Raw genomic sequence first — 12,769 nt, forward strand, 5'->3', positions numbered from 1 at the left:
CAAAGACGCGCGCATCTGCACATCTCCTACATATCTATCAGCAAACTCTCTCCAAACTTTTGCGAAACGGTTTTATGCTCGTTGCCATTAATACTGATCACTAATGAACTATCAAACGGAATTTTCTCTATCAGTTGAATTTTTGTACCGATGTTGATATCCAGTTTTACCAGGTATTGTAAAAACTGGCTGGTGGTATCTTTTACCGCCACAACAAGGCAACTGCCGCCGGTTTTAACATCGGCAAGGGTAGTAGAAAAACGCTTGGCCATTTTCCCATTGGCTTTGGGTATCGGGTCACCGTGCGGGTCATACTCCGGGAAACCAAGGAACTTATCCAGCCTATCTGCTAAGGTAGCGTCTTTAATATGCTCCAGCTCTTCGGCAATATCGTGGATCTCGTCCCAATTGTAGCCCAGTTTCTCTAACAAAAACACTTCCCATAAACGATGGCGGCGCACAATTAAAGTTGCATCTTTTTGCCCTTGCGGGGTTAGTTCTACACCCTTCTTTTTATCATACGATATCAATTGCTTATCGGTTAGCTTACGGATCATATCCACCACCGATGCCGGGTTGTTACCAAGCGACTCTGCAATGGCAGTAGGCGTTATCTTTTGCCCTTTGTCCTGCCAAAGGCGGTAAATACATTTCAGGTAATTTTCTTCGGATAGCGTATGCATAGTTATTATTATGACGTTACTAATACCTGAACGAAATGCCCAGGAAATATATCTTGTCGGAACTTTGCTTAAGCCCGATATTTACCCCCGCGTCAATATTCAGGTTACCGGTTACAGAAAATATCAACCCGCCATTGGCAAAGGTCTCGGCCTTTTTGGCGAAAACATTATAGGTGGCAACCCCTTCTACAAAAGCGCTGAGTTTTTCCGAGAGCTCCCGGCCAAAGGTAAAGGAATAAAGGTATTCGGGATGAAAATGGCTATCGTCCTCTTTGGCAACATTCACTGCCACCTGCGAGCCAAAATTCCATTCCTCGCTTAGCGATAGCGCGAATGGGAACACCATACCATACTGCATCCCATTGTTTGCAAAAGCCGAGGTTGGCAATACAACATAGGGCAACGCGGCCAGCGCCGTTTTGCCTCCATGGTGGCCCCATATATTATATTTAAACCGCACGGAGATATCGTCAATGCCCGATGTTTTGTTTGTTATTTTACCGGTGGCAATGTCGCGCACGGTGATGGTTGTGTACGTTGGTATCACCAGTTGAATGTCCGACCGCTCGGTTAACCCCAGTTTATAGTTGGCCAGGTTATACGTATTTTGGATGCTTTGTACACCGTCACTTTTGTTACGCACATGCCTTAACAAGTCGCTCTCTACCTGGAAATGCCCGGGCGCTACAGAATAGGCGCTTTCCGTAACATCGGGACGGTCGGTTTCCATATCCTTCATTTTTTCTCGGGGCACGGGGTTAAACAAGGTGTACTTGTGCTTTAAGGTATCTGATTGCCCGTAGGCGACAGATACAAAAGCTGTTAGCGTGATTATCAGGCAGATGGGGCGCATGTCCATTCAACAAACGTAATAATTAATTAGCACAAACAAAATAATAAAATTAGGCAAGACTAACTTAACGTCTTGTTTAAAACTATCCGTTTGATTTCTGCTTAAAGAGTGACAACTTCGCATTCCCGGTAATCAGTGTAATCTTCTGAATCGGTGAAATCAAATCAAATGGAATCATACAATATAAAAATAGCGCAGGAGCTTTCTGTTGGCAGCAAGCAGGTGAGCGCAACTATTGCTTTACTTGACGAGGGCGCAACCGTTCCCTTTATTTCCCGTTACCGTAAAGAGGTTACCGGCAGCTTAGATGAAGTGCAGGTAGCCGCCATCCGCGACCGTGTGCTGCAATTGCGCGAACTTGATAAACGCCGCGAGGCAATCCTGAAATCACTTATCGATCTGGGCAAGTTAACCCGCGAGTTGGAGAAAGAGGTTAACGCTGCCGAAACGATGGTACGGTTAGAAGATATTTACTTGCCGTATCGCCCAAAACGTAAAACCCGCGCAACTGCCGCCCGCGAAAAAGGCTTACAGCCATTGGCAGATGTTATCCTCGCCCAAAAAAGCATCGACCCGGAATTGGAGGCAGGCAAATTTATTGACGACGAAAAAGGCGTAGCAACCGCTGGCGAGGCATTGGCCGGTGCCCGGGACATTATTGCCGAACACATCAGCGAACACGCGGAAACAAGGGCCAAGATGCGCCAATTATTTACGGAAAAAGGCGTTTTTGAGTCGAAAGTTGCCCCGGGAAAAGAGCAGGAAGGCATCAAATACAAAGATTATTTTGAGTGGACGGAGCCTGTTAAGTCGGCACCATCCCACCGCATCCTGGCCATGCGCCGCGGCGAGAAAGAAGAGATCCTTTACCTGGACATCAAACCAACCGAAGAGGATGCCGTAGCTTTATTAGAGCGCGAATTTTTAACATCGCGCAATGCCGCCGCTACACAAGTTGGGCTGGCTATTGCCGATGGTTACAAGCGCTTGCTTAAACCATCTATGGAAACTGAGATCCGCCTGCTTACAAAAAAGAAAGCTGATGAGGAAGCCATCCGTGTATTTGCCGAAAATGCCCGCCAGCTGTTATTAGGTGCGCCGCTTGGTCAAAAACGCATTATGGCTATCGATCCTGGTTTCCGCACAGGCTGTAAACTGGTTTGTTTAGATGAACAGGGTAAACTGTTAGAGAACACAGCCATTTACCCGCATACCGGAGCAGGCCAGGCAAAAGAGGCCGAAAAAACTGTTCAGCATTTATTTGAAAGATATAACATTGAAGCTATCGCGATAGGTAACGGCACCGCCGGCCGAGAGACCGAATTATTTGTGCGCAACCTGAACTTGCCGGGCGCTACTATTGTAATGGTGAACGAAAGCGGCGCGTCTATTTATTCTGCATCGGACGTAGCCCGTGAGGAATTCCCGGATAAAGATATTACTGTAAGAGGCGCCGTATCTATCGGTCGCCGTTTGATGGACCCGCTGGCAGAATTGGTAAAGATCGACCCAAAATCGATAGGTGTTGGCCAATACCAGCATGACGTGGACCAGAACAAACTGCAAACTTCGCTTGATGATACCGTAATGAGCTGTGTAAACGCGGTTGGTGTGGAACTGAACACGGCATCGAAACAGATATTGGCGTATGTATCCGGCCTTGGCCCGCAACTGGCGCAAAATATTGTGGAATACCGCAACCAAAACGGCGCTTTTAAACGCCGCGACCAACTGAAAAAAGTGGCCCGCCTGGGCGATAAAGCATACGAGCAGGCAGCAGGCTTTTTACGCATCCGCGGAGCGGAAAACCCTTTGGATAGCAGTTCTGTTCACCCGGAGCGTTACACACTGGTTGAGCAAATGGCTAAAGACCTGAAATGCAGCGTGCAGGACCTAATGCGCGACAGCACCCTGCGCAAATCTATCCCGCTGCAAAAATACATTTCAGATACGGTAGGTTTGCCTACATTAAACGATATCATAGCCGAGCTTGCCAAACCTGGTCGCGACCCACGCGAACAGTTCGAAGCATTTAGTTTTACCGACGGCGTTAACGCTATCGGCGACCTAAAATTAGGCATGAAACTACCCGGTATCGTAACCAACATCACCAATTTTGGGGCATTTGTAGATATAGGCGTTCACCAGGATGGTTTGGTACATTTGAGCCAGATAACCAATCGCTTTATAAAAGACCCTAACGAGGTTTTAAAGGTGCACCAAAAGGTAGAGGTAACCGTGACAGATGTGGATGTAAGCCGCAAGCGCATTGCCCTAAGCATGAAGGAGAACGAAAAACGCGAAGCCCCTGCACCAAGGCCTCAACCGCAAAAATCTGTTCAAAAAACTTTTACCCCAAAGCCAAAACCTGAGCCGGAACCAGAGATGGATATGATGAGCAAACTGGCCGCTTTGAAAAATAAGTTTAAGTAGCAGGAAAGGATACCCTATTGTGAGCGATGGCGCGACACCGGGCTGTTTTTTGTAAATCAAAAAAGTGGTGACAGCGTTTTGTCAGTAAGTGACATTTACAAATCGTTTGATTATTAGCAAGTTACAAAAAATCGTTCACGTTCACGGCCGTGAACGTGAACAAGGAATGTGATATATGCTACTTTTTTGCCGGCACTGCCTTGATACCTTTGGCGCTTTTAGCGACCTTTTTGCTGCGCATTTTCAGGTTCAGCATTTCTACTAAAATTGAGAACGCCATCGCGAAATAAATATACCCTTTGGGGATATGTTGCTCAAATGCTTCGGCCAGTAACGATACGCCTATCAGCAGCAAAAACGACAACGCCAGCATTTTAACCGTAGGGTGTTTGTTTACAAAGTTGGCCACCGCACTTGATGCCCACATCATAATGCCCACTGCAATTACAACTGCCGCAATCATGATCTCGACGTGCTTAGCCATACCTACGGCGGTAATAACAGAGTCTAAAGAGAACACGATATCCAATACCATTATCTGGAAGATGGTTGCCCAAAATGAATGCGGTTTAACGTTATCCGCGCCCTCTTCCTCCCCCTCAATTTTTTGATGGATCTCGGAAGTGCTTTTATAGATCAGGAATAAACCTCCAATAATCAGGATCAGGTCGCGGCCGGATATAGACAGTTTCTCTACCCATTCCGGGTCGGTAACATTAAATATACCCGACAGGCTAAACAGCGGTGCGGTCAGCTTCATTACCCAGGTAATGGTAAGCAGCAATAATACACGGGTTATCATGGCCATGCCCAAGCCTACCTTGCGGCCGCGTTCTTGTTGGTTCTTTGGTAGTTTGTCTGATAATATAGAAATGAAGATAACGTTATCGATACCCAAAACGATCTCTAAAACAGTAAGTGTGATAAGCGATACCCACGCTTCCGGGTCGGTTAAAATTTCCATGCAGGTATAAAATGTATGCCCTAAAAATAGCAAAACCCCTGCCGTTTGTAGCAGGGGTTAATATTTTTTGACTGATACAATAGTTTTTAGTAAAAACGTACGTCGGTGTAGCTCGCATTAATGGAAATTTTACTATCACTGTTGCTTTTGCCAATATAGCCTTTGTAGGTTTTTGTCGACGACCAGCCCCTATCCTCGTCTGTCGGGTTTTTAGAGGTCACCTTCATGTTATCGTCGTTATAATTAAAGCCTCCAAATTTGGTTACCACATCAAAATTGAAACTATCAGCGCCTTTGAAATCAAGTTTTATTTTGGTGAAAGAAGCGTTGATATTTAAGCTACGTACCGACCTGTCGATGGTGCCTATATTAAAGCCGTCGCCATATTTAATATTGATATCAGCCGCAGTTTTTAACCTATCAGCACTAAAACCGGCGAAAGATATATTTGCGGTTACATTGCTTACCGTACCTGCTTTTACTTTACCATAGCCAACATCAAGCTTGCCCCCGTTAAAGGTTATAATGTTTGCATCGCCATAGCGCACACGTATATCGTTATCTTTAGCTAAAAGCTGCTGAGCGTATATAGCACCGTATGATACATGCAGGGTGGCTTTACCATTAAGATCGGGCAGGGTTATATTGCCAAATCTATTGGTAATGTCTACCGCATTACCGGCAGGCATATAAACGGTGTAGTTTATTTCCATGTGGTTGTTTCCATTACTGCCGTTGTTACGGGCAAGGTTGGTTTTAAATGACACTATTGAACCATTCTTGCTATCGCTGATGCTTGAACCGTTTATCATGTTCTTAACGTAATCCTCATCTTCCGACCCAAATTTCATTTGTACATCAACTTTAAATTCATTTTTGGCCCAGGTGTTTACTACTATCTTCCCAAAGCTGTTGCTTATCTGCAAAACATCATTGCCATTAACACTATAACTTTTACTGTAATTTTTTACCTTTTCGATAACTTGCCCATTGGCGACTTTCTCATTGTACTCGTCGCTATTAATATTGCTACTATTGCCGTAGCTTATACCATCAAGGTTTTTAAAAGTGCCGGAAAACTCAGGCGCCATTTCGCTAAAGCTGCCGGCAAAATTTTTACCGAAATCTTTAAAGTTGGTATTAAAGTTTTTATCAAAATCCTTGAAACTCTCTTTAAACGTTTTATTAAATCCTTTGAAACTTTCACTAAAATTCTTGTCGAAATCTTTAAAAGCGAAGGCCATATCTTTGTTCGCATTAAAGTTTTTCTGCTTCATTTTTTGTTGAAGCTGTTTCATTTTAACCTTAAGGTCGCCCATTTTTTTGTTGAACTGCTTAGCGTCAAACTTTGGGGTGGTTACCTCTGGTGCTTGCGGCGGGGCTGGCGGTTGCACAGGGGTTTCCTGGGCAAAGGCGGCTGTGCCAATGGTTACTATTGCAAAAGCAGCAAGTAACCTGTTAAATATTTTTGTTTTCATTTTCATGATCCTTTTTACTTTGGTTAAATTGTTCAATTACACTCAGTTGCTGATTAAGCACCTCCGTTTGTATTTGCAAGTTCCGGATCATTGCACGTAAAACACGCTCCTGGTTGGGGCTGGTTGCTAAATCAATATTTAATTTTTTATAGTTGGCATCCATCTTTAAAAGCTCCGCGTTAAACTCATTATATAACTGCGGATCGAACTTGGCAACCAATTTTAACCGGGTGCGTTTGCTCTCTATCATTGATGCATAATGCACCTGTTGTTTGGCATAGGTTGGATTAATGTCGGCCAGGTCTATCCCTGCCGGCTTTTGATTTTTTAAATACAGGCCAAATCCTAAACCCATCACCACAATAACTGATGCGGCTACCTTTAGCACAAAGCCCAGCGAAAAAGTTTTTGCTTCGCGCTTTTTTGGCTGTTGTTCGTCCCAGGTATCCAATTCAAGGGCAATGTTGTTCCAGATATCGCCGCGTGGCTCCAGGTCGTCAAATTCCGCCCTGTGGTCTTTCATAAAATCTTCTAACCGCTTGCTCATTTCTTAATTCCTTTTCTTACTAATATTTCGCTCAGTTTTCGCTTTGCCCTCAAAAACTGTGTTCTTGATGTATTTTCTGTTATGTTTAATACCTGCCCTATCTCTTCGTGATCGTACCCTTCTAATAAATAAAGGGATAGAACAATACGGTAGCCTTCGGGCAATTCCTTCATGGCTTCTTTTATTTGGGCTACCTGGTATTGTACATCGTCATCATCCCAGGGCTCTTCATCGGCTACGTTTTCCAGGTGGCCGTCCTCTACCTCAACAAACGCTAACTTGCGTTTGCGTAAAAGGTTTATGGAGCGGTGAACCACAATTTGTTTAAGCCATAACCCGAAGGTGGTTTCCTGCCTAAAATCCTTCAGCTTATGAAAAGCATCCGTAAATGATTCCTGCAAAACATCTTCCGCCTCGGCAATGTTGCCCACTATCCTAAAGGCGACATTCAACATCGCTTTAGCATATAGCTTGTACAACTCATAACAGGCTTTTTTACTGCCCTGCTTACACTCAACCACCAGGTTGTAATGTTTATCTACGTATACGGCTTCCAAATTATTGACAGGTTTCAGGTTAAATGACGCAGGGTATTTGGTAACGTTGCACAGGGGGATGAAAAAAAATGTCTGAACCCAAATATTTATGTGAATTAAAAAATTAATGGAATAACTATCCAAAATTCCTCCATTCTATTAATTCATAATTAGTATAATCCGTTCTGACTAATAAACGCATCTATAGCTTCAGTAGCTTTTGCGTACCTGTCTTCGCCGGTGCCTGATATAGTTATATAATTGGCGTTAAGGGTGTTTAATTCCTTTTGCCATATATCCATAAAATGCTCGCGCTTATGGGGGAAATCGCGCAGGGGGTCATCCTGCCAGGGTAGGTCGATATCTAAAAGTAAGTAAAGGTTATAAGGGTGTTTGGGCAATTCGTCAACAACCTCTTGCGGGGCTTTGCCGAAGATCTCGTCGCTCCAGATCTTTACGGTGATAAAAGTGGTATCGCAAATAAGCAGCTTGTTCGCCCTGGACAGTATTTCTTCCTCTAACGCCAGCTGACCGTGAAACATATTGATTTCGTCCTGCCAGGTGGGCGGGGCGGTTAACTTTTCGCAATAACCCCGGGCGTACTCGGGCACCCAAACGGTTTGGTAATGCTTTGCCAAAAATGCCGACATGGTAGATTTACCGGTAGATTCGGGGCCTACAATAGCTATCTTGATTATTTCTGATTTACCCATGATTTAGATTTGAGAGTTGCTTTTTATATTCCTTTTTCCAATCTACGTACCCTACGGCCGCAATGATGATCAATATAAAAAACATAAAAGCCGTTATCTGCAAGTCTTTTTTAAAGTAGATAACAGTGTATATAATATCAACAAAAACCCAGATAAGCCAGTTTTGTAAAATTTTACGGGTTAAAAAAAACTGGGCTACAAAACTACATGCCGTGCAAAAGCTATCTATATAAGGATAAGCAGGCGGGCGGTAATTTAGTTTTTGCGTGAAGGTAATAAGCGTGTAACCAAGCACAGGGGTTAAAACCAGCACAAACAGCGCCGCGTACAACATTTGCTTTTGGTTGATAGATACCACCGGCGTCTTTTTATCATCTACCTTAGGTAACCTACTCCAGTTGTACCAGCCATACATGCTGGTAATGCATAGGTAAACGTATTGTAGCATATCGGCGTAAAGTGCTGCCTTGTGATAAATGTAAATATATAAAACGGTGCTGATGATAGCGATGGGCCAGTTGAGGATATTATTCTTAGCCGCCAAATACACACATGCAAGCCCAGTTATAACCCCGGTGAGTTCTTGCCAGGTTTGATGCTGCCACCATTCTTGCAAGGTGTGGATGATTTGCATGGTGTAAATATAGAAAGCCCCCTCTAAATCTCCCCCGATAGGGGAGACTTTTATTTAACTATTCTGTAAGCCCCCCCCATACGGGGAGGATTTGAGTGGGGTTACCAGATCTTCACTCGTTTATCTGGGTCGATCCACATCTTGTCGCCTTTTTTAACGCCGAATGCTTCGTAAAACTCGGGCACATCGCTAAACGGACCATTAACACGTAAAAAGCGTGGGGAGTGCACATCAGAGATTACCTGGTTAGATAAGGCTTCTTTCCTGTCGTGGCCCAGCCAGCCAAGCGCATAGCCTAAAAAGTAGCGCTGCACCGGGGTTAAGCCATTTATTGCTTTGCCTTCTTTATACTGTTTTGTTTTTTTGAAGGCATCAAGGCCTATTACAACGCCGCCCAAATCAGCAATATTTTCGCCAAGTGTAGCTTTACCATTTATATTTTGATCGCCCACTTTATATCCGTTAAATTGCTCAATCAGTTTTTGAGCACGCTGTGCAAATTTTACCGAATCCTGTGCAGACCACCATGGTTTAAGGTTACCCTTTTCATCATATTGCCGGCCCTGGTCGTCAAAACCGTGGGTAATTTCGTGGCCAATAGTTGATGCCGCGCCGTAGCCATACACAACTGCATCGTCAATCTTCTCATCTAAAGTGCCCGGTACCATAAATATAGCGGCAGGCAATACGATCTCGTTGTTGGAAGGGTTGTAATAGGCGTTATAGGTTTGCGGTGTCATCCCCCACTCGGTACGGTCTACCGGTTTGCCTAATTTGTTCGCGTTAAACTTACGGTCAAATTTGGAACTATTGATGATGTTTTGTACAAATTGGTTTTTATCGATATCCAAACCCGAGTAATCTCTCCAATGATCGGGAAAACCTACTTTTGGATAAACCTTTGCCAGTTTATCATAAGCGAGCTTTTTGGTAGCAGCGCTCATCCAGTTCAGTTTTTCTATATGGTTTTTAAAAGAACCCCGCACGGCCTCAACCATATCTTCGTAACGCTTTTTGGTTGGCTCGGGGAAATACTCTTTTACAAAGATCTGTCCCAGCACTTCGCCCATTACATCTTCTTCAATATCAAGCACACGTTTCCAGCGGGGCAATTGCTCCTTGCGTCCCGATATCACGGTACCGTAAAACCTGAAATTTTCACCGGCAATCGCCTTGTTTAGGTACGGGCTGAACTCGTTAAGCAGGTTTTTACGCAGGTAGTTTTTCCAGTCGTCTATACTGAATTTCGTAAGCGCGGTATTTACTGCGCGCAGATATTCGGGCTGGCCGACAATAACGGTATCCACATCTTTGTAATACAGTTTATCGAATGTGGGTTTCCAATCAATAAGCGGCGAAAGCTTATTTACGCCGGCAACCGCCATTTTATTATAGTTGTGGTATGGGTCGCGCAGGTTTTCTAGCGTTCTCGAGCTGTCAGCCAAAAACTTCTCTAAGGCATACGTTTTTTGTGCTGCTGTTTTAGCAGCTCCATCATCATTACCTAAAAATTTAAATAATGCAGGCAGGTGCTTTTGCTGGTAATCGTTACGAACGGCGGTGGTGTGCTCGTCGGTTTTATAATAGTAATCACGGTTGGGCAAACCTATACCAGATTGATATAACTGCATAATTATCTTTTCGCTGTTCCTGTCGTCCTGCCCGGCAAATGCAGCTATTGGGTTTGTTACGCCAATGGTGCTTAAATATGCAAACTCATCAACAAGGCCCTGTACGTCTTTCACGGCGTCTATTTTAGCCAACTCATATTTAAGTGGCGTTGTGCCTAAGTTTTCAATTTTAACGGTATCCATTCCGCTGAAGTAAAAATCACCTATCTTTTGAGTGTTACTGCCCTTTGCGCCGCCTCCCTTCATGGCATCCTGGTTTATCTTCAGCATTTTATTACGCAGGTCTTCCTGTACCAGGTTATAAATACTCCAGGATGAGTAAGCAGCGGGGATAGGGTTCTTTTTAAGCCAGGTGCCATTGGCGTAAGCAAAAAAATCGTCTCCGGGTTTAACACTTTTGTCAATATTGTTCACTACAACATCGTGCTCGGCGTAAAACTTATTCTTATCCTGGCAGGCCGTCAATAGCAGGTTACTGACCATACAGGCAGCGACGGCATAGATCGTGTTCTTTTTAAGTATCATTTTAATGATTTGTCTGAAAATAAATACAGAATGTGTATAGAAAAACGGAAACTTATAATTTTCCGTACACATTTTTTGAACTAATTTTTGATAAAAGTGTGGTTAAAGAAGCATTAAAGCAAAATTTAAATTAAATCTTTACGAAAATTTAAAATCACGTACTTATACGCAGTTTTCAGGGTTAAAAACGAATGTTCAAACTTCGTTTATGTTCATAACTACTTAATTATCAGTCTAAATAATAATTATATATAAATACGGTAGATTTTATTTAAGTACATTTTACTCGTTTAAGGAGTATTACCAACTTCACCCTTTCTATAAATTTAACGTTGTTTTAAATTATGGCTTACCTTTTGTTAAAATCTAAACGGTCCTGCATACATCCTTGAAAAATATATCATCTACCTATGAAAAATTTTCAATTTGTTAATAAGGCTTAAGTTGAATTCTCAGTTGCCCAAGTTGAGATGAATAAGTTCTTTTATTTTGGGTTTAATCAATAGTTTAAATTAATTAGGGGAAAAGGGAGCTTCAAAAGAGCTCTCTTTTTTTGCGCTTATATTTTTACTATGCACGCATAGCATTTGTTGAAATTTGTTTTTACATTTACACTATGCATTTTGAACTAACCGAAGAACACTTAATGATACGCCAGGCGGCGCGCGATTTTGCACAGACCGAATTAAAACCCGGCGTAATAGAACGCGACGAACTGCAAAAATTCCCGACCGAGCAGATTAAGAAACTTGGCGAGCTTGGCTTTTTGGGCATGATGGTATCGCCGGAATACGGCGGCAGCGGAATGGATGCTATATCCTACTCTATTGTAATGGAGGAGCTATCTAAGGTTGATGCATCTGCATCTGTAGTGGTGTCGGTTAATAATTCGCTGGTTTGTTACGGATTGGAGAAATATGGTAACGAGGCGCAAAAGCAAAAATATTTGATCCCATTGGCGCAAGGCCAGGTAATAGGCGCATTTTGCCTGAGCGAACCCGAGGCTGGGTCTGACGCCACATCACAGCACACTACCGCTATTGATATGGGCGACCATTATCTGCTTAACGGCACCAAAAATTGGATAACCAACGGCAGCACGGCATCTACCTATATAGTTATGGCACAAACCGACGCCAGCAAAAAGCACCGCGGCATTAACGCCCTTATTGTTGAAAAAGGCATGGAAGGCTTTACCGTGGGTAATAAAGAAAATAAATTGGGCATCCGCGGTTCTGATACGCATTCGCTGATGTTTACAGATGTGAAAGTGCCTAAGGAGAACCGAATTGGTGAAGATGGCTTCGGGTTCAAATTCGCGATGGCAACGTTAGAAGGCGGCCGCATAGGTATTGCATCGCAGGCATTGGGGATAGCATCGGGAGCTTACGAACTATCGATACAATACGCTAAAGAGCGTAAGGCCTTTGGTAAAACCCTTGCCGATTTGCAGGCCATTCAGTTTAAACTGGCCGATATGGCAACTGAAATTGAAGCGGCACGTTTGCTTTGCTACCGTGCCGCATGGCTAAAAGATAACGGCCAGCCTTATGCGCAAGCGGCATCAATGGCCAAACTCTTTGCATCAGAAACTGCCATGCGAACTACCGTGGAGGCGGTACAGATCCACGGCGGGTATGGTTTCGTGAAAGAATATCATGTGGAGCGCCTGATGCGCGATGCAAAAATAACACAGATCTATGAGGGTACTTCAGAAATTCAGCGCATTGTCATATCGCGCGGTGTCTTGAAATAGTTTGGCTGCATTTATT

The 12,769-nt window shown here is 43.6% G+C and carries 11 protein-coding genes; 2 read left to right on the forward strand and 9 right to left on the reverse strand.

Annotated elements, in window-relative coordinates; genetic code table 11:
• Window positions 1-26: 26 nt before the first annotated feature.
• Window positions 27-683, reverse strand: coding sequence for a metal-dependent transcriptional regulator (locus ABIB39_RS01460; protein WP_354426820.1), 657 nt, complete (start codon window positions 681-683; stop codon window positions 27-29).
• A gap of 19 nt (window positions 684-702) precedes the next feature.
• On the reverse strand, window positions 703-1,542 hold the full coding sequence (locus ABIB39_RS01465; RefSeq protein ID WP_354426821.1) for a transporter: 840 nt from the start codon (window positions 1,540-1,542) through the stop codon (window positions 703-705).
• A 162-nt stretch (window positions 1,543-1,704) separates the two neighbouring features.
• Here ABIB39_RS01465 and ABIB39_RS01470 point away from each other — a divergent pair, with 162 nt between their 5' ends.
• A complete protein-coding gene (locus ABIB39_RS01470) occupies window positions 1,705-3,969 on the forward strand; it encodes a Tex family protein (RefSeq protein ID WP_354426822.1) in 2,265 nt (754 codons plus the stop codon).
• 178 nt (window positions 3,970-4,147) lie between these two features.
• Here the strand turns inward: ABIB39_RS01470 and ABIB39_RS01475 are convergent, their stop codons facing one another.
• The 7 genes from ABIB39_RS01475 to ABIB39_RS01505 form a co-directional block, all read right to left on the reverse strand.
• Window positions 4,148-4,933 carry a TerC family protein gene (locus tag ABIB39_RS01475; protein WP_354426823.1) on the reverse strand — a complete coding sequence of 262 codons (786 nt, stop codon included), beginning with the start codon at window positions 4,931-4,933 and terminating at the stop codon, window positions 4,148-4,150.
• A gap of 86 nt (window positions 4,934-5,019) precedes the next feature.
• Window positions 5,020-6,417: a hypothetical protein gene (locus tag ABIB39_RS01480; RefSeq protein WP_354426824.1), complete on the reverse strand. Its 1,398-nt coding sequence runs from the start codon at window positions 6,415-6,417 to the stop codon at window positions 5,020-5,022.
• Window positions 6,392-6,958, reverse strand: coding sequence for a hypothetical protein (locus ABIB39_RS01485; RefSeq protein ID WP_354426825.1), 567 nt, complete (start codon window positions 6,956-6,958; stop codon window positions 6,392-6,394). The genes ABIB39_RS01480 and ABIB39_RS01485 overlap by 26 nt, the downstream gene beginning before the upstream one ends.
• On the reverse strand, window positions 6,955-7,515 hold the full coding sequence (locus ABIB39_RS01490) for an RNA polymerase sigma factor (RefSeq protein ID WP_354426826.1): 561 nt from the start codon (window positions 7,513-7,515) through the stop codon (window positions 6,955-6,957). The genes ABIB39_RS01485 and ABIB39_RS01490 overlap by 4 nt, the downstream gene beginning before the upstream one ends.
• 149 nt (window positions 7,516-7,664) lie before the next feature.
• Window positions 7,665-8,207 carry an AAA family ATPase gene (locus ABIB39_RS01495; RefSeq protein WP_354426827.1) on the reverse strand — a complete coding sequence of 181 codons (543 nt, stop codon included), beginning with the start codon at window positions 8,205-8,207 and terminating at the stop codon, window positions 7,665-7,667.
• Window positions 8,200-8,841 carry a nicotinamide riboside transporter PnuC gene (gene pnuC / locus ABIB39_RS01500; protein ID WP_354426828.1) on the reverse strand — a complete coding sequence of 214 codons (642 nt, stop codon included), beginning with the start codon at window positions 8,839-8,841 and terminating at the stop codon, window positions 8,200-8,202. Before pnuC ends, ABIB39_RS01495 begins: the two co-directional genes overlap by 8 nt.
• A 101-nt stretch (window positions 8,842-8,942) precedes the next feature.
• On the reverse strand, window positions 8,943-10,997 hold the full coding sequence (locus ABIB39_RS01505) for a M13 family metallopeptidase (RefSeq protein WP_354426829.1): 2,055 nt from the start codon (window positions 10,995-10,997) through the stop codon (window positions 8,943-8,945).
• A gap of 616 nt (window positions 10,998-11,613) precedes the next feature.
• Between ABIB39_RS01505 and ABIB39_RS01510 the strand changes: the two genes are divergently transcribed.
• On the forward strand, window positions 11,614-12,753 hold the full coding sequence (locus ABIB39_RS01510; protein WP_354426830.1) for an acyl-CoA dehydrogenase: 1,140 nt from the start codon (window positions 11,614-11,616) through the stop codon (window positions 12,751-12,753).
• Window positions 12,754-12,769: the final 16 nt, after the last annotated feature.

It is taken from the genome of Mucilaginibacter sp. UYP27 (genome assembly GCF_040547175.1).
GTDB lineage: Bacteria > Bacteroidota > Bacteroidia > Sphingobacteriales > Sphingobacteriaceae > Mucilaginibacter.

Excerpts from the sequence above, each read along its gene's own strand:
- ABIB39_RS01495 (WP_354426827.1), bottom strand. The coding sequence starts at position 8,207 with ATGGGTAAATCAGAAATAATCAAGATAGCTATTGTAGGCCCCGAATCT.
- ABIB39_RS01460 (WP_354426820.1), bottom strand. The coding sequence starts at position 683 with ATGCATACGCTATCCGAAGAAAATTACCTGAAATGTATTTACCGCCTT.
- ABIB39_RS01510 (WP_354426830.1), top strand. The coding sequence starts at position 11,614 with ATGCATTTTGAACTAACCGAAGAACACTTAATGATACGCCAGGCGGCG.
- ABIB39_RS01505 (WP_354426829.1), bottom strand. The coding sequence starts at position 10,997 with ATGATACTTAAAAAGAACACGATCTATGCCGTCGCTGCCTGTATGGTC.
- ABIB39_RS01480 (WP_354426824.1), bottom strand. The coding sequence starts at position 6,417 with ATGAAAATGAAAACAAAAATATTTAACAGGTTACTTGCTGCTTTTGCA.
- ABIB39_RS01475 (WP_354426823.1), bottom strand. The coding sequence starts at position 4,933 with ATGGAAATTTTAACCGACCCGGAAGCGTGGGTATCGCTTATCACACTT.
- ABIB39_RS01485 (WP_354426825.1), bottom strand. The coding sequence starts at position 6,958 with ATGAGCAAGCGGTTAGAAGATTTTATGAAAGACCACAGGGCGGAATTT.
- ABIB39_RS01465 (WP_354426821.1), bottom strand. The coding sequence starts at position 1,542 with ATGGACATGCGCCCCATCTGCCTGATAATCACGCTAACAGCTTTTGTA.
- ABIB39_RS01470 (WP_354426822.1), top strand. The coding sequence starts at position 1,705 with ATGGAATCATACAATATAAAAATAGCGCAGGAGCTTTCTGTTGGCAGC.
- pnuC (WP_354426828.1), bottom strand. The coding sequence starts at position 8,841 with ATGCAAATCATCCACACCTTGCAAGAATGGTGGCAGCATCAAACCTGG.